This is a genomic window from Amycolatopsis bartoniae (assembly GCF_014191255.1).
Classification (GTDB): Bacteria; Actinomycetota; Actinomycetes; order Mycobacteriales; family Pseudonocardiaceae; genus Amycolatopsis_E; species Amycolatopsis_E bartoniae.
The window spans coordinates 235,789-251,900 of sequence record NZ_JACHWH010000004.1 but is presented as its reverse complement, the minus strand read 5'-3'; the positions used below and the strand labels follow the sequence as shown (position 1 = coordinate 251,900).

Here is a 16,112-nt window from a genome sequence, read left to right as displayed (position 1 = left end):
TGGCCATGGAAGAGGCGGAAATCGGGGAGGACTACCGCGACGCCGTGCTGCCGCAGGCGCGGTGGGAGAAGCGGAAGTTCGTGCGCTGCGACTTCACCGAGGCGGATCTGCGGGGGCTGGTGACGCAGGGCTGCACGTTCGACGAGTGCGACTTCACGCGCACGGACCTGGGGGAGTCGCGGCACGAGTCGTCCGCGTTCCGGTCGTGCACGTTCGACCGCACCGTGCTCGCGCAGGTGTCGTGGCGCGGGTGCTCGTTGCTCGGGTCGTCCTTTGTGGACTGTCGCTTGCGGTCGATCTCCGCGCGGGACACGGACTTCACGCTCGTCAGCCTCGCCCGGACGGATCTGAGGAAGCTGGACCTGTCGGGGTTGCGGTTCCGGGAGTCGAACCTGGTGGAGTCCAACCTGACGGACGCGAACCTGAGGGAGGCCGACCTGCGTGGCGCGCGGCTACTCGGCACGAACCTGTCGGGCACGGACCTGCGCGGCGCGAAGGTCGACGCGGACGGCCTGGTGCGGGCGAACCTCAGCGGCGCGCGGGTGGACGTCGACATGGCGATCGCCTTCGCGGCCGCGCACGGGCTGGTGGTGTCCTGAGCGGGGACGGTCGCGTGTCTTGGCCGGAGATCGGTCGGCCGTTGCGGGGCGCCGGTGGATGTCGGGGTGGTGGCCGTGCCTGGTGTCTTGGCCGGAGATCGGTCGGCTGCTGCGGGGTGCCAGGGGCCGGGCATGGTGCTGCCGGGGCGAGGCTTGCTGCGGATGGTGTTCGCGGCCGCGTCCGGGTGGTGGCGCGTTGAACGAAGAACGGCCGGCTTCCGCGGGGGAAGCCGGCCGTTTCACGGTCAGTCGATGGGCGGTTCGCCCGGGTCGAGCTCGATGAGGTCGCCCTCGGCGAGGAGTTCCTCGATCGACGCCGGCAGCAGGTAGGCCGCGCCGCCGCCGGGCTGGTTGAACCACGGGATCGCCACCCCGGCGAGTGCCTCGATGGGGCGCTGCACGCGGTAGACGTGGTACGGCCTGTCGACCCACTCCGGCACCAGCGAGCGTTCCTCGAACGGCGTGCCGGCGGCGTAGGTGAGGTTGCCGTCCGGGTTGCCGAACCGGTCGAGTTCACTGCCCGCCGGGAGTTCCCGCATCTCCTTGCCGCGGAACAACGTCAGGGGCGGCTCGCCGGGCAGCGGCTGGACGGGCCACTGGCCCTGACCGCTCCCGCCCTGTGCCGCGGCGGCCCGCCGCGGCTGGGCGGGTTGCTGCTGCGGTGCCGGTGCCCCTTGAGGCGCGACCTGCTGCGGCGCCGGTTCACGACGCGAGGCAGGCGGAGGCACGGGCGCGGCCACCATCGTCGGCGGCGCGTCGATGATGGTCTCCTCCAGCCGCGGCTCGCCGGCGGGAGGTGACGGCGGTTCGGACCGGACGGGCTGGCCCTCCGGCCGCTGTTCGGCGCGCGCGGGTTCCGGCCGTGCCGCGGGAGTTTCCGGCCGCGGCGGCAGGTCACCACGCGGTTCCTCCGGCCGCCCCGGCCGCGGTTCAGCGCCGCGCCCGTCCTCGGGCCGGAACCCGGGACGGCCTTCGCCGCCTTCGGGCCGGAACCCGGGTCGGTCCCCGGTGTCCGGCTGGAAGCCGCGGTGTTCGGGACCTCCGGGCCGGTCGGTGGGGGCTTGGAAGCCGCCGCCTTCGGGTTGGAAACCGGGGCGGTCGGTGGGGGCTTGGAAGCCGCCGTGCTCGCCGCTCTCGGGCTGGAAGACGGGGCGGTTCTCGGCGGCGTCCGGGTGGAAGCCGCGGGGGTCGCCGCCCTCGGGCTGGAAGCCGCGGTGGTCCGGGCCGTCGGGTTGGAAGCCCGGGCGGTCGGGGGTGTCCGGCTGGAAGCCGCCGTGCTCGCCGCCGTCCGGCTGGAAGCCGGGGCGGCCGACGGGAGGCTGGAAGCCGCCGGGTTCGCCGCCTTCGGGCTGGAAGCCGCGGTGGTCCGGGCCCTCGGGCTGGAACCCCGGTCGGTCCGCGACGTCCGGCTGGAAGCCCGGCCGTTCGGCAGCGTCCGGCTGGAAGCCGCGGTGCTCGGAGCCTCCGGACTGGAACCCGGGCCGCTCGGCGGGAGGCTGGAAGCCGCCGTGCTCGCCGCCCTCGGGCTGGAAGCCGGGACGGGCGGGGGGCTGGAAGCCGCCGTGCTCACCGCCCTCGGGCTGGAAACCCGGGCGGTTCTCGGCGGCGTCCGGGTGGAAGCCTCGGGGGTCCCCACCTTCGGGTTGGAAGCCCGGGCGGTTCTCCGGGCCTTCCGGCTGGAAGGTCTGACGCTGGTCGGGACCCTCCTGCTGGAAGCCGCGGTGGTCGGCACCCTCGGGCTGGAACCCGGGACGCCCCTCGGGACCCTCCGGCCGGAAGCCGGACCGGCTGTCGACGGACTCCGCCTGGAAGGCCGAGCGCTGGTTGGCCCCCTCAGGCTGGAAAGCCCGGCGACCGGAAGCCTCGGGGGCTTCCGGCTCGAAGGGGCGGCGCTCGCCGCCTTCGGGCTGCAGGGCTCGGCGGCCCGGCGCCTCTGAGGCTTCGGGCTCGAAGGCCCGCCGCTCGGAGCCCTCGGGTTGGAGGGCCCGGCGACCGGAAGTCTCACCGGCTTCCGGCTCGAAGGCCCGCCGCTCGGAGCCTTCGGGCTGCAGGGCGCGGCGTCCGGAAGGCTCGGAACCTTCGGGTTGGAGGGCGCGGCGGCCGGAAGTCTCGCCACCTTCGGGCTCGAAGGCCCGCCGCTCGGAGCCTTCCGGTTGGAGTGCGCGGCGTCCGGAAGGCTCGGAACCTTCGGATTGCAGGGCTCGGCGACCGGAAGTCTCACCGGCTTCGGGCTCGAAAGCCCGCCGCTCGGAACCTTCGGATTGCAGGGCTCGGCGACCGGAAGTCTCACCGGCTTCGGGCTCGAAAGCCCGCCGCTCGGAACCTTCGGATTGCAGGGCGCGGCGGCCCGATGCCTCGCCACCCTCGGGTGGCAACGACCTGCGGCCCGAAGGTTCGGCGGCCTCCGGTTCAAAGGCGTGGCGCTCGCCACCGTCGGGTTGGAAGGCGGGGCGTGTCTCGGAGCCCCGGGCCTCGGGCGCCTCGGACTGGAAGGCGGACGTCTCCCGGCGGCCTTCGGGGCCTCGGGAGTCGGCGTCCGGCCGGAGAGCCGCTTCGCGTCCCTCCGCCTCGTCGGGCTCCTCGCCGCGACCTTCCCGCGAGCCCGGATGCGGCTCCCGGAACGACTCCTCAGCACCGGAGGTGCCTTCTTCAACGGGGACGAACCCGCCCGGCGCACCGCGGAAACCGCGACTCTCCCGCGCCCGGTCCGCGCTGGGGCCGCCGTTCACCGGGGCCGTGTCGTCCGGCTGGATCGGGGGCGCCGGCGACAGGCCAGGCGCCACCGCCTGCTGCTCGCGGGGCGCCAGCAGCAGCTTGCCCAGCATGAAGGCCGCCGCGTCCTCGGCGTCACCGAAGACCGCCGGGTTGGTCAGTTCGTCGTCGTACCAGCCGACGCGCCAGCCGGAGTCCACCTGCTCCATGCTCCAGCCGTGCCGGGCGGGCTCGCCGATGCGGTACGCCGACTCGGGCACGCCCAGCTCCTTGAGCCTCCCACGCAGCGTGTCCAGCACCGGCGACTCGGCCTCCGCCTGCACCGGCGGCTGGATCATCGTCGGCGGACCGTCGTCCAGCACGGGCGCCGGGGTGAACGTCGTGGCCGGCTCGGCAACGGGCTGCTGCTCCGGCACCTCCGGGACCACCGGCCGCGGCGGCGGGGGCGGCGGCTGGTTACCGCGCGTCAGGTGCGCTCCCGCGGCCTGCAGCGCCTGCTCGGGCACCTCCGGCACCCGGAACCCGGCCTGCTGGACGTGCGCCACCAGCTCCGCCTCCGGGGCGATGCCGTACTCCTGCAGGTAGTAGTTCACCGCGGCCGGCCAGATCCACGTGCCGTCGGTGTGGAACGCCACCGGCACCTTCGCCGTCGGCGGCGACGCCAGGCGGTCCAGGTCCAGCCCGCGCTCGGACAGCACCACCGGCGCCGTGCTCAGGTACTCGTACAGCCGGTCCAGCTCGTCGGCGTCCAGCTCCGGGCGGTTGAGCACCGGACGCCCGTCGGGACCCTGGCCGTCGAAGATGCGGGCGATGCGGAACCGCGGGCCGGGCTGCTCGGGGCCGAGACCGGACATCCGGCGCATCAGCCACTCCGGCACGTTCTCCTCCGAACGCGGGAACATGCGCAGCTCGTCGGCGTACGCCTGCGGCGGGGGCTGCAGGTCCCACCGCGGCTCTTCGCGGTCGTACTCGAGGTTGTAGCTCGATGGGTGGTCGAGCTGGTACCGCGCGTTGAACCAGGTGCCGCGGCCCTCGCGGTACATCCCGGCCCGCAGGCGCCCGAAGAGGGTCGCGATGTCGTGCGTCGCCATCCACTCGCCGACGCTGCCGTCCTCGTTCAGGACCTCCCCGGTGAGCTCGTGGTACCGGCCCACCGCCCGGTAGTGCGCGGTCACGCGACGCCAGTCGCGTGGAGCGGCCCGGAGCAGGGCCAGCCCGATCTGTTTGACCAGTGTGTCCTGCTCGGTCGCGTTCAGCTGCGTCGTCGGTTGAGCCACCAGCTCATTTTGACGGGTGGGCAAACCGAATGCACACCACCCGCACCTTTACCTCTCTTGACCTGTATTTATACCTCCACCGAGGTACGGAGCGTCTGACCGGAGCTACGCGGAGTGTCCTCTGTCAGAATGGGCGGCGTGACGGCGAAGGTTCTCGACGGCAAAGCGACCAAGGACGCCATCTACGCGGAGCTGAAGCCGCGCGTGGCGGCACTGGCGGAGCGGGGCGTCACGCCCGGCCTCGGCACGGTGCTCGTCGGCGACGACCCCGGCTCGCACTCGTACGTGCGGATGAAGCACGCGGACAGCGCGAAGGTGGGTGTCAACTCCATCCGGCGGGACCTGCCCGCCGACATCAGCCAGGAGAAGCTGGAAGCCGTCGTCGACGAGCTGAACGCCGACCCCGACTGCCACGGCTACATCGTGCAGCTGCCGCTGCCCAGGCACCTCGACACCGGCCGGATCCTCGAACGCATCGACCCGGCGAAGGACGCCGACGGGCTCGCGCCGGTCAGCCTCGGGCGCCTGGTGCTCAACCAGCCGGGCCCGCTGCCGTGCACCCCGTACGGCATCGTCGAGCTGCTGCGCCGCTATGACATTCCTCTCGCCGGCGCGAACGTGACCGTGGTCGGCCGCGGGATCACCGTCGGCAGGGCCCTCGGCCTGCTGCTGACGCGCCGCACCGAGAACGCCACCGTGACGCTGTGCCACACCGGCACCCGAGACCTGGCGGCCGAGGTGCGGCGGGCGGACATCGTCGTCGCCGCGGCCGGGGTGCCCGGGATCATCACGCCGGACATGGTCAAGCCCGGTGCCGCGGTGCTCGACGTCGGCGTCTCGCACGTCGACGGCAAGCTCACCGGTGACGTGGCGCCCGGGGTCGAGGAGGTCGCGGGCTGGCTGTCGCCGAACCCCGGCGGCGTGGGGCCGATGACGCGGGCGATGCTCGTGACGAACGTGGTGGAGGCGGCCGAACGTGTCGTTGCCTCGCGGTAGCCGCCGTCCCGCGGTACTGGAACAGGTGCCGTTCGCCGTCGTGCTGGTGCTGGTGGCGGTCGCCGCCGTGCGCGTCCTGCAGTACCACTGGCGGCAGGGCGCCGTCATCGTCGGCGGCGCCCTGCTCGTGGCGGCGGTCTTCCGGGCCGTGCTGCCCGGGGTGCGCGCGGGCTTGCTCGCGATCCGCGGCCGCCCCGTGGACGTCCTGACCTACTCGGGCCTCGGCGTCCTCGTGTTGTTCCTCGCCTTCACCATCACCGACGGCCCGTTCGGCACCTGACGTCAGGCGGCGACGGGCGCGGGCTGGCGCCGGTCGAGCGTGCCGGACACGGCGGCGATGGACAGGCCCAGCACCGACAGGATCGCGCCGACCAGGTTGGGCGCCACCAGACCCAGGCCGCCGGCGATCACCAGGCCGCCGAGGTAGGCGCCGATCGAGTTGGCGATGTTGAACGCCGACTGCACCGCGGCGGACACCAGCGACGGCGTGCCGCCCGCTTTCTGCATGATCCGCGTCTGCATCATCGGGCCGATCATGAACCCGGCGACGCCGACCGCGAAGATCGTCACCGCAGCACCGACCTTGCTGTGCGCGGTGAGGGTGAAGATCGCGAGCACCGCGGCCAGCGCGAACAGCGCGACGTACAGGCTCGGCATCAGCGCCCGGTCGGCCAGCCTGCCGCCGAGCAGGTTGCCGATCGTCATGCCGACACCGGCGAGCGCCAGCAGCAGCGTGACGTTGTGCGGCGAGTAGCCCGCGACGTCGGTGAGCATCGGCGTCACGTAGGACAGGGAGGCGAACACGCCGCCCATGCCGACGGTGACGATGGCCAGCGCGAGCCACACCTGCGGGCGGCGGAACGCGGCCAGTTCGCCACGCAGCGAGGCTTCGGCGGGACGGCCCTGGTGCGGCACGAGCTTCGCGATCGCGCCGAGCGCGAGCACGCCGATCAACGCGACGACGCCGAACGTGGCGCGCCAGCCGACCTGCTGGCCGAGCAGCGTGCCCAGTGGCACGCCGACGACGTTGGCCAGCGTCAGGCCCAGGAACATCATGGACACGGCCTTGGCCCGGTCGCCGGGCTTGACGAGGCTCGACGCGACCACGGCCCCGGCGCCGAAGAACGCGCCGTGCGGCAGGCCGGCGACGAAGCGGAACAGGACCCCGAACTGCTGGTTCGGCGACAGCGCGAACAGCAGGTTGCCGAGGGTGAACAGGGCCATCATGGCCAGCAGCATGGTTTTGCGCGGCAGCCGGACGGCGACCGCGGTGAGCAGGGGAGCGCCGACGACGACGCCGAGCGCGTACCCCGTGATCAGGTAGCCCGCCGACGGGATGGACACCCCGAAGTCGGTGGCCGCCTGCGGGAGCACACCCATCATGACGAACTCGGTGGTGCCGATTCCGAAGGCACCGATGGCCAGCGCGAGTAGCGCGATGGGCACGGTTCTCCTTTCCAGGACGTGAACTGCATCGATACAGACCGGGACATGAAATAAGGACAGTCAAGGCGCATCACGGCGCTTCGGACTGTCCCGCATCCAGTGTCAACGGCGCAGGTGGCGCTTGTCATCCCGGCAGGAGGGTGACGCTCCTTACGTGATCACAACTGAGCGGTGTTGCCCGTTCGCACTCAAAACCGCGCATTGACGCTCTATGTGACCGCGCCCTATGGTTTGGCCCTCAGCTGAGGCTCCATCCGCTCGTTTCCCCACCGGACAAGGAGTTCCTTCATGCACGGCAGGATGTTCTCCCGGTTGCTGGCCACCGCGTCGGCGCTGGCAGCGGCGGTCACCGTCGGCACGGCCACCGCCGCGCCCACGGTGCAGCACCTGGCCATCCCGGCCTACTTCAACCCCGCCACCGCGTACTGGCCGCAGCTCACGGCCAGCTCCGCGGTCGGCATCGCCATCGCCAACCCGAACAGCGGCCCCGGCAGCGGCTTCGACCAGCAGTACGCCGACGCGATCCAGGCCGCGTCGGCGGCGGGCCGCCGGGTCATCGGCTACGTCGACACGGGCTACTTCGGCACCACCGGCCGCACCACCCACAACGGCGAGACCTCCGTCGAGGCGTGGACGGCGCAGGCCGAGGCCGAGGTCTCGCAGTGGTATTCGTGGTACGGCTCGTACGGCCTGTCCGGCATTTTCTTCGACGACGGCCTGCCCGACTGCGGTCACGTCGACCTCTACAAGGCCGTCGACAAGTACGTGAAGGACAACTACGGCGGGTTCACGGTCGACAACCCGGGCGGTGCCGCCGAGGAGTGCTACTCGTCCGCGGCCGACGTGATCGTGATGTTCGAGGGCACCTACGCCAGCTACACGGGCTGGACCGCGCCGTCCTGGGAGCTTTCGGCCGACCCGGACAAGATCTGGCACCTGGTCTACAGCACGGCGTCGCAGTCGGACATGGAGAACGCGATGGCGCTGAGCCGCCAGCGCAACGCCGGCTACGTATACGTGACGCCGGACGGGCCCGACGGCAACCCGTGGGACAGCCTGCCCACCGGCAGCTACTGGACCGGCGAAACCGCACTCATCGGAGCCTGACCCCCGGCTGGCCCGCGTCCCCGGCGGCGCGGGTCAGCTGTCTTCGGCTGGGCTGACTTCGCAGTCCGTGCCGGGGAAGATGAGCCCTTCGTGCCCGTCGGCGAAGCGCACCAGGTACGGCGGCCCGCCGTCTTCGCCCCGCACCTCGACGATCTCGCCGTGCTGGTCGGCCGCGCCGACGGTCCTGCCGTGCACGAGAATCCGGTCTCCGACGGTTGCGTGCATCGTCGCCACCTCCGCGGCTACCAGGGTAGTTGCGCGCGCGGGCGCCGTCGAGACCTCCGGACGGGTATGTCCACTTAGGACTTGGCGGCCGCCTTCGCGGCCTTCTTGAACGCCCTGACCTCCGCGAGGGTCTCCGCGCTGGTGACGTCGGCGATCGAGCGCCGGGAACCCTCCTCGCCGTAGGCTCCCGCGGCCTCGCGCCAGCCGTCCGGGGTCACGCCGAGCTGTTTGCCCAGCAGTGCCACGAAGATCCGTGCCTTCTGGTCGCCGTAGCCGGGCAATGCCTTGAGCCGCTTGAGGACTTCCTTGCCGTCCGGCTTGCCTGCCTTCCAGATCCGGTCCGCCTTGCCGTCGTAGTGCGACAGGACGTGGTGCGCCAGCGCGTGCACCCGCCGGGCCATCGAACCGCCGTAGCGGTGGATGGCGGGCGGCTGCACGCACAACTCCACGAACTCTTCGAGCGGCGTCTCGGCGATCCTGGTGATGCTGAAGCCGCCCATCCGGTCCGCGATCTTCTTCGGGCCCATGAAGGCGTGTTCCATCGGGAACTGCTGGTCGAGGAGGAGGCCGGTGAGCAGCGCGAACGGATCGGTGCTGAGCAGCCGGTCGGCGTCGGCGTCGCCGGTCAGGCGCAGCTTCTGGGGCATGGCGTCATTTTCGCACGGAGACCAGCTGCCCGCGGAGCTGCTGGATCGACCGCCCGCCGCCGAAACACCAGATCGCGATCACCGGGTCGCAGATCGCGCAGCCGAGTGACGAGGTGTGGGCGAAGGGGAGGATCGGGGCGCCCTTCAGGTGGTGGATGACGTCGAGCGTGGTGTGCAGCAGCCAGGCGATGCCGATGTACGTCCACGACTCCAGGCCCCGGTAGGCGCAGTAGGTCACCGCGGCGGTGAAGGCGAGCTCCCACGGCCCGAACCCGCCGCTGCTGAGGTACGCGGCCCCGGCGCCGGCGACCATGACCGCGTTGAAGCGGCGGCGGTGCGACTCGGCGATGAGGGAGTTGACCAGGACGTAGACGAGGCCGACGAGGATGGCGGAGACGACGATCATGGCCCTGGACGCTAACGACGGCCGCCGCGCCCCGGAACGGGCTGGATTGCCTACTACCAACGGATTCTCGCCAGCTACGGTCGGCACGTGCACACGGTGGCAGTCCTCGCCCTCGACCAGGTCGTCCCGTTCGACCTGGCCACCCCGCTGGAGGTCTTCACGCGGGCCCGGCTGCCCGACGGCCGCGCGCTGTACCGGGTGCTGACCTGCGGCGCCACGCCGGTCGTGCGCGCGGGCGCGTTCACGCTGCAGCCGCCGCACGGGCTGGACGCGCTGGCCGAAGCCGACACCATCGTCCTGCCCGGCTGCGCCGAGGCGGGCCCCGTGCCGGACGAGGTCCTCGAAGCGCTCCGGCGGGCCGCCGCGCGGGGTGCGCGCCTCGCCTCGATCTGCTCGGGGGCGTTCATCCTCGCCGCGACCGGCCTGCTCGACGGGCTGCGCGCGACCACCCACTGGCGCGCGGCCGGCGTCCTCGCCGCGCGCCATCCGGCGATCGAGGTCGACCCGGCTGTGCTGTACGTGGACAACGGCCAGTTCCTCACGTCGGCCGGTGCGGCGGCGGGCCTGGACCTGTGCCTGCACCTGGTCCGCCGCGACCACGGTTCGGCCATCGCCGCCGACGTGGCCCGGCTGTCGGTGATGCCGCTGGAACGCGAGGGCGGGCAGGCGCAGTTCGTCGTCCACGACCAGCCGCCCGTGCCCCGCGGTTCGGTGCTGGAGCCGCTGCTGCGGTGGCTGGAGGACAACGCCGCGCGTGACCTCACGCTGGCGGAGATCGCGGCCAGGGCGGACATGAGCGCCCGGACGCTCAACCGGCGCTTCCGCGAGCAGACCGGCACCACCCCGCTGCAGTGGCTCCACCTGGCCCGGATCCGCCGGGCCCAGCACCTGCTGGAGACGACGGACCACCCGGTCGAGCGCATCGCGGACGAGGTCGGCTTCGGCTCGCCGACGGCGTTCCGGGACCGGTTCAAGCGCGTGGTGGGCACCAGCCCGCGCGGCTACCGGACGGCGTTCCGGGGCTGAACCGACGTCCGACCCGGTGGCCCGGCCCAGGTCGCGAAACTGCGAGACTGGACGTTCGTCACCACCCGGGGCGTCGCGCTCCCGCTAGCAGTACGCTTGTACCGCATACCACAGCGCATCGAAACCGAAACGCGAGGATCCGCGAGAGGAGCACCGCTGCTCATGGCCAAGATCAAGGTCGAGGGCACCGTCGTCGAGCTCGACGGCGACGAGATGACCCGCATCATCTGGCAGTTCATCAAGGACAAGCTCATCCATCCGTACCTGGATGTGAACCTGGCTTACTACGACCTGGGCATCGAGGAGCGGGACCGCACCGACGACCAGATCACGATCGACGCGGCGAACGCCATCAAGGAGCACGGCGTCGGCGTCAAATGCGCCACCATCACCCCCGACGAGGCCCGCGTCGAGGAGTTCGGCCTGAAGAAGATGTGGCGGAGCCCGAACGGCACCATCCGCAACATCCTCGGCGGCGTCGTCTTCCGCGAGCCGATCATCATCCAGAACATCCCGCGGCTGGTACCCGGCTGGACGAAGCCGATCATCATCGGCCGTCACGCGCACGGTGACCAGTACAAGGCCACCGACTTCAAGGTCCCCGGCCCGGGCACGCTGACCATCACCTACACCCCGGACGACGAGTCCGAGCCGATGCAGTTCGAGGTCGCGCGCTACCCGGAGGGCGGCGGCGTCGCGATCGGCATGTACAACTTCCGGAAGTCGATCGAGGACTTCGCCCGCGCCTCGCTGCGCTACGGCCTCGACCGCGGCTACCCGGTGTACCTCTCCACGAAGAACACGATCCTGAAGGCCTACGACGGCATGTTCAAGGACATCTTCCAGGAGATCTTCGAGGCCGAGTTCAAGGCCGACTTCGACGCCAAGGGCCTCACCTACGAGCACCGGCTGATCGACGACATGGTCGCCGCGTCGCTGAAGTGGGAGGGTGGCTACGTCTGGGCCACCAAGAACTACGACGGTGACGTGCAGTCCGACACGGTCGCGCAGGGCTTCGGCTCGCTCGGCCTGATGACGTCGGTGCTGCGCACGCCGGACGGCCGCACCGTCGAGGCCGAGGCCGCGCACGGCACGGTCACCCGCCACTACCGCCAGCACCAGCAGGGCAAGCCGACCTCCACCAACCCGATCGCGTCGATCTTCGCGTGGACCCGGGGCCTGGAGCACCGCGGCAAGCTGGACGGCAACTCCGAGCTGATCGGCTTCGCCAACAAACTGGAGCAGGTCGTCATCGAGACCGTCGAGAGCGGCAAGATGACCAAGGACCTGGCCCTGCTCGTGGGCAAGGACCAGCCGTTCCAGACCACCGAGGAGTTCCTCGCGACGCTGGACGAGAACCTGGCCAAGAAGATCAACCAGGGCTGACGGCTCCTCCTCGCGGACCCGCAGGGGCGCGCACCGGTTCGCCGGGCGCGCCCCTGTTTCGTCGTCACGGGCCGTGATGGGCCGTTCACGCTCGTTGCGGCCTCCGGGTGGTTTCGCTCTCTCGACCTGTCGCCGGCCAACTTTGTGTGGCTACCCTTACTTCGGCATTCCGCAGACCGCGAGGAGTTTCCCGTGAGCCTGGCTCTCCCGAAGAAGCGGGTTCTGATCATCGGCGCCGTGCTGGTGGGCGTGGGCCTCATCTACGTGATGGGTGCCGACAAGCGGGCGTCCGAGGGCGCGACCGGGGGCGCCGCCGGCTGCACGGTGGCGGTGACCGCGGACGTGCTGAACGTGCGTGCCGCGCCGGACGTCAACGCGCAGATCGTGGGCAAGTTCAACCACGACGCGAAGACCGCCGCCGAGCCCGTCGTGCAGAACGGCTTCCGCAAGATCGCCGAGAACAAGTGGGCGAAGACGGACTACCTGCAGCCGGTGGCGGGCGCCAACTGCGGCTGAGCCGGTTCTGTCGGTGGGGGCCGGTAGCCTGCTGGCGTGCTGACCATCTCCACCGTGAACGTCAACGGCATGCGTGCCGCCGCCAAGAAGGGCTTCGTCGAGTGGCTCGCCGCGAGCGAGGCCGACGTGGTCGCCTGCCAGGAGGTGCGCGCCGAGTCGAGCCAGCTGCCCGAGGAGGTCGTGGCGCCGCTGGGGTGGCACGTCCACCACGCGGCGTGTTCGGTCAAGGGGCGCAACGGCGTGTCGGTGTACACGCGCGTCGAGCCGCTCGAAGTGCGCGTCGGGTTCGGGGAGCCGGAGTTCGAGCAGAGCGGCCGGTACCTGGAGGTCCACCTGCCGGGGCTCGTGGTGGCCAGCCTGTACCTGCCCAGCGGTGATGTGGGGACGCCGAGGCAGGAGGAGAAGGAGCGGTTCATGGCCGCGTTCCTGCCGTACCTCGTCGAGCTGCGGGCCAAGGCCGGGGCGGCGGGGTCGGAGGTGGTCGTGCTGGGGGACTGGAACATCGCGCACGCCGAGGTCGATCTCAAGAACTGGCGGACCAACCGGAAGAACTCGGGCTTCCTGCCGGAGGAGCGGGAGTGGCTGGGCCGCGTCTACGACGAGGCGGGGTACGTGGACGTGCAGCGAAAGCTCGACCCGGAGGGGCCGGGCCCGTACACGTGGTGGTCGTACCGCGGCAAGGCGTTCGACAACGACGCCGGCTGGCGGATCGACCTGCAGGTGGCCACCCCGGGCCTGGCGTCGCGCGCTGTCTCGGCGCGCGTCGAGAGGGCGGCGACGTACGCGGAGCGCTGGTCGGACCACGCCCCGCTGACGGTGACGTACGACTGGCCGTGAGGTTCGCGGATCCGGCAGAATCGGTCCCGGGAGGTGCCGGTCGTTGCACGAGCTGATCGAAGTGAAGCGGAGCGAGATCGAGGCGCTGTGTCGCGCTCTCTCGGTTCGCCGCCTCGACGTGTTCGGCGCTGTTGAAAGAGGCGGAAACTCCGTGAAGCATCTACGGCTGGTCGTGAACCCCAGGCACTCCCGGGAAGGGATACTCGTGCTCCCCGGGCAGTAACCCGTGGGCCGCCTCCACCGCGAGACCCGTTCCTGCCCGGCTTGCACGGCGGACGAACGTGCCCGCGCGCAACGCGCGTCGGCGATGGCGGAGCCGTAAGCCTGGTACACAGTGATCGTCTTCTCTACCGAATTACCCGCCCACCGCTTCCGCAAGCCGGTCCAGGAACGGTTGCTGGCTCTTCAGCAGTTTCTCCCGTGCCTCGGTGAGCGTGAACCACGCGAAGCGGTCCATCTCCGGGAACTCCTGCAGCCTGCCGGAGCCCTTCGGCCACTCCATCTCGAACGTTCCCGGCACCACCTGCGCCGGGTCGAGGTCGCCTGCCAGCGCCCACACCGTCACGACCTTGCCGCCCGACTGCCGGACCGCGCCGAGGTCCACGAGTTCGCCTTCGGGCACCGGCAGGCCCAGCTCCTCGGCGAACTCGCGGCGGGCGGCCGCTTCCGGGGCTTCGTCCGGTTCGTACTCGCCCTTCGGCAGCGACCACCCGCCCGCGTCCTTCCGCGCCCAGAACGGGCCGCCCATGTGTCCCAAAAGGACCTGCAGCTCACCGTTCTCCTTGCGGTACAACAGAATTCCCGCGCTTTGCCGGGCAGTCACGCGGCGAACACCCCGTTAAGGAACTGCTGCCACGCCTGCTCCACCCCGGCGTCGGTGCCGAACAGGTGCACGCTGACGTCCACCGTGCCGCCGAAGTGGTTGCGGCCGAAGATCCGGTGCAGCGCGTCCGGCGTGCGCAGGCCGATGAAGTACGGGTTGAGGTAGTCGACAGTCGCCTCGACGGGGTCGAGCCCCGGCAGGTCGAGCCGCACCGTCTCGCCGTTGATCCCCAGCGACTTCTTCACCGCTTCCAGCGCCGTCGGGTGCGCGGACTGCTCCGGGCCGGACAGCTCGACGTACTCCGCGCTGCGGCCGCGGAAGTACTGCAGGTACTGGGCCAGCGTGTGGTGGTAGAAGTCGGTGTGCTTGCTCGCGCCGTCGTACTGGTTGTCCCAGTCGTCGGTGAAGATTCCACTGTGGACGTACCGGAGCGTCGCCGTGCCACCGTCGCGTGCTTCGATGATGAAGTCGAGCGCGTTGAACCAGTCCTCGCTCTCCTGCCTGACGGTGTACCGGTGCGGCGGCTCCCAGTTCCGGACCGCCGGGTCGGCGGGGTCGGGCGCGGGCGTCGGGAACATCCAGCCCGCGGTACCGGTGGTGACGGCGGCGAAGACGTCCTCGGGCTCGGCCGGCAGCACGACTTCCCGCTTGATCTCGAACTCCTTGGCCATTTCACTGCTCCTTGTTCTTGGGGGTGGGGTGGAGGGCGACGACCAGGCGGTGCCTGCGCCCGCCCGGCGCCTTCTCGTCGTGGTACTTGCCGACGAGCCCTTTGACGGCGTCGCCGAGCTCTTCGGCGAACGCCGCGCGGTCCGCCGCGCTGGCGAACCGGATCTCGGAGTCGATCGCGAAGGTGGCGAGCCGCTGCCGGGCCGCCGTGGCGCCGGTGATGAGCCCGCCGAGCTCGCGGACGAGCCGGGCGGCCAACGCGAGCAGCCACCGCGCCGACAACTGGTCCGGCGCGCGGTCGGGATCCGGCGCGACGTCGGCGAGCGCCGTCGGGGAGATGACGTACGAGGCGGCGGTCGCCCGCATGACCCGCTCGGTGACGTTGCCCTTCCGGCGCTCCTCGACCAGCTCGACCAGCCCGTGCCGCTCCAGCGCCCGCAGGTGGTAGTTGACCTTCTGCCGGGGCAGCCCGACCTGCGCGGCGAGCGTAGTGGCCGAACCGGGTTCGACGAGCGCGGCCAGCAGCTTCCCCCGGACCGGGTCCAACGTGACCTCGGCCGCGGCGGGATCTTCGATCACGGCGACTTCGAGCATGGGGGAAGTGTGCTACCGACAACTTTGTTTGTCAAGACAGGAAGTGTTGTCGGAGGCGCGGAGTGGGCGGCAGGGGGTGCGGCGTGTGGGGCCAGGTGAGTGCGGCGGTGGGGAGGGCAGGGAATGCGGTGTGTGGGCGGCGAGGTGGAGGGGTGGCGGGGAGGCCAGGAGCGTGGGCAGGGGGCACGGGTTATGAGGCGGTGAGGTGGACGGGGAGGCCAGGGGTGTGGGCAGGGGGCACGGGTTATGAGGCGGTGAGGTGGACGGGGAGGCCAGGGGTGTGGGCTTGGGGCAGGGGCCTGGGGTGGCGGGCAGCGAGAGGCGTTGGCGCATGGGTTGAGGGTGGGCTCGGGGCGGTGGCAAGCGGCGCGGTGGAGGGCGGGGCTGGTGGCGCGAGGCGATGCGGGCGGAGGAGGAGAGCGAAGGCAGGCCAACGGTGGCGACGAGTTCTTGGGCGGACACGGGGTTACCCAGCCGGGTGCGGGGCCACGAGCTCGCCAGGCTTCGAAGCCCCGCCGCACCTGTGATCAGACTCACGCCTGGGGCTCAGTGGCTGTGCGCGCCCCGGACTTCGAGGGTTGCCAGCAGGGCCTCGGTGGCCTGTTCGATCGCCGCGACGGCTCGGTCGAAGGCTTCGGCGTTGTGGGCCGCCGGTTTGCGGAAGCCCGACACCTTCCGCACGTACTGCAGCGCCGCCGCGTGGACGTCTTCGCTGGTCACCTGGTCGGCGTAGGGCGGCCTCAGTGTCTTGATGCTCCGGCACATGCCGCGCATTCTCCGCCCGCCCGTACCCCGATCGCACGCTTTTAACCGGACCCGGTGTCGCGTGCACTCGGTTGGGCGCTA

17 protein-coding genes are annotated in these 16,112 nt (G+C 71.2%); 8 read left to right on the top strand and 9 right to left on the bottom strand.

Going from position 1 to position 16,112, the window contains the following annotated elements; genetic code table 11:
• Nucleotides 1-5 precede the first annotated feature (5 nt).
• The gene (locus tag FHX82_RS22555; protein WP_145938781.1) at nucleotides 6-599 is read left to right on the top strand and encodes a pentapeptide repeat-containing protein; all 594 of its coding nucleotides are present in this window, start codon (nucleotides 6-8) and stop codon (nucleotides 597-599) included.
• A gap of 245 nt (nucleotides 600-844) precedes the next feature.
• On the opposite strand, the gene FHX82_RS37145 is transcribed toward FHX82_RS22555, so the two are convergent.
• Nucleotides 845-4,588: a glycohydrolase toxin TNT-related protein gene (locus FHX82_RS37145; protein ID WP_229881511.1), complete on the bottom strand. Its 3,744-nt coding sequence runs from the start codon at nucleotides 4,586-4,588 to the stop codon at nucleotides 845-847.
• A gap of 138 nt (nucleotides 4,589-4,726) precedes the next feature.
• Between FHX82_RS37145 and FHX82_RS22540 the strand changes: the two genes are divergently transcribed.
• Entirely contained in the window at nucleotides 4,727-5,584 is an 858-nt protein-coding gene (locus FHX82_RS22540; RefSeq protein WP_145938782.1) for a bifunctional methylenetetrahydrofolate dehydrogenase/methenyltetrahydrofolate cyclohydrolase, read from the top strand.
• A complete protein-coding gene (locus FHX82_RS22535) occupies nucleotides 5,565-5,864 on the top strand; it encodes a DUF3017 domain-containing protein (protein WP_183176766.1) in 300 nt (99 codons plus the stop codon). Before FHX82_RS22540 ends, FHX82_RS22535 begins: the two co-directional genes overlap by 20 nt.
• A 2-nt stretch (nucleotides 5,865-5,866) precedes the next feature.
• Here the strand turns inward: FHX82_RS22535 and FHX82_RS22530 are convergent, their stop codons facing one another.
• Nucleotides 5,867-7,030 carry an MFS transporter gene (locus FHX82_RS22530; RefSeq protein ID WP_145938783.1) on the bottom strand — a complete coding sequence of 388 codons (1,164 nt, stop codon included), beginning with the start codon at nucleotides 7,028-7,030 and terminating at the stop codon, nucleotides 5,867-5,869.
• Between the two features lie 288 nt (nucleotides 7,031-7,318).
• On the opposite strand from FHX82_RS22530, the gene FHX82_RS22525 reads away from it, so the two are divergent.
• Entirely contained in the window at nucleotides 7,319-8,137 is an 819-nt protein-coding gene (locus FHX82_RS22525) for a spherulation-specific family 4 protein (protein ID WP_145938784.1), read from the top strand.
• A gap of 33 nt (nucleotides 8,138-8,170) precedes the next feature.
• On the opposite strand, the gene FHX82_RS22520 is transcribed toward FHX82_RS22525, so the two are convergent.
• From FHX82_RS22520 to FHX82_RS22510, 3 genes are all read right to left on the bottom strand, one after another.
• Nucleotides 8,171-8,362 carry a DUF1918 domain-containing protein gene (locus FHX82_RS22520; RefSeq protein WP_145938785.1) on the bottom strand — a complete coding sequence of 64 codons (192 nt, stop codon included), beginning with the start codon at nucleotides 8,360-8,362 and terminating at the stop codon, nucleotides 8,171-8,173.
• Nucleotides 8,363-8,436: 74 nt separating this feature from the next.
• Nucleotides 8,437-9,009, bottom strand: a complete 573-nt coding sequence (locus tag FHX82_RS22515) for an HhH-GPD-type base excision DNA repair protein (RefSeq protein WP_145938786.1) — start codon at nucleotides 9,007-9,009, stop codon at nucleotides 8,437-8,439.
• A 4-nt stretch (nucleotides 9,010-9,013) separates the two neighbouring features.
• Nucleotides 9,014-9,415: a DUF6010 family protein gene (locus tag FHX82_RS22510; protein ID WP_145938787.1), complete on the bottom strand. Its 402-nt coding sequence runs from the start codon at nucleotides 9,413-9,415 to the stop codon at nucleotides 9,014-9,016.
• A gap of 87 nt (nucleotides 9,416-9,502) precedes the next feature.
• On the opposite strand from FHX82_RS22510, the gene FHX82_RS22505 reads away from it, so the two are divergent.
• From FHX82_RS22505 to FHX82_RS22490, 4 genes are all read left to right on the top strand, one after another.
• Nucleotides 9,503-10,441, top strand: a complete 939-nt coding sequence (locus tag FHX82_RS22505; protein ID WP_145938788.1) for a GlxA family transcriptional regulator — start codon at nucleotides 9,503-9,505, stop codon at nucleotides 10,439-10,441.
• A 162-nt stretch (nucleotides 10,442-10,603) separates the two neighbouring features.
• Nucleotides 10,604-11,827 (top strand): NADP-dependent isocitrate dehydrogenase, encoded by a 1,224-nt coding sequence (locus FHX82_RS22500; protein ID WP_145938789.1) that lies wholly within the window; start codon nucleotides 10,604-10,606, stop codon nucleotides 11,825-11,827.
• A 192-nt stretch (nucleotides 11,828-12,019) separates the two neighbouring features.
• The gene (locus FHX82_RS22495; protein ID WP_145938790.1) at nucleotides 12,020-12,343 is read left to right on the top strand and encodes an SH3 domain-containing protein; all 324 of its coding nucleotides are present in this window, start codon (nucleotides 12,020-12,022) and stop codon (nucleotides 12,341-12,343) included.
• A 36-nt stretch (nucleotides 12,344-12,379) separates the two neighbouring features.
• On the top strand, nucleotides 12,380-13,180 hold the full coding sequence (locus FHX82_RS22490) for an exodeoxyribonuclease III (RefSeq protein WP_145938791.1): 801 nt from the start codon (nucleotides 12,380-12,382) through the stop codon (nucleotides 13,178-13,180).
• 355 nt (nucleotides 13,181-13,535) lie between these two features.
• On the opposite strand, the gene FHX82_RS22485 is transcribed toward FHX82_RS22490, so the two are convergent.
• The 4 genes from FHX82_RS22485 to FHX82_RS22470 form a co-directional block, all read right to left on the bottom strand.
• A complete protein-coding gene (locus tag FHX82_RS22485; protein ID WP_145938793.1) occupies nucleotides 13,536-14,003 on the bottom strand; it encodes an NUDIX hydrolase in 468 nt (155 codons plus the stop codon).
• The gene (locus tag FHX82_RS22480; protein WP_145938794.1) at nucleotides 14,000-14,674 is read right to left on the bottom strand and encodes an SRPBCC family protein; all 675 of its coding nucleotides are present in this window, start codon (nucleotides 14,672-14,674) and stop codon (nucleotides 14,000-14,002) included. The genes FHX82_RS22485 and FHX82_RS22480 overlap by 4 nt, the downstream gene beginning before the upstream one ends.
• 1 nt (nucleotide 14,675) lies before the next feature.
• A complete protein-coding gene (locus FHX82_RS22475; protein ID WP_145938795.1) occupies nucleotides 14,676-15,266 on the bottom strand; it encodes an ArsR/SmtB family transcription factor in 591 nt (196 codons plus the stop codon).
• 546 nt (nucleotides 15,267-15,812) lie between these two features.
• Nucleotides 15,813-16,031: a DUF2277 domain-containing protein gene (locus FHX82_RS22470; protein WP_145939207.1), complete on the bottom strand. Its 219-nt coding sequence runs from the start codon at nucleotides 16,029-16,031 to the stop codon at nucleotides 15,813-15,815.
• Nucleotides 16,032-16,112: the final 81 nt, after the last annotated feature.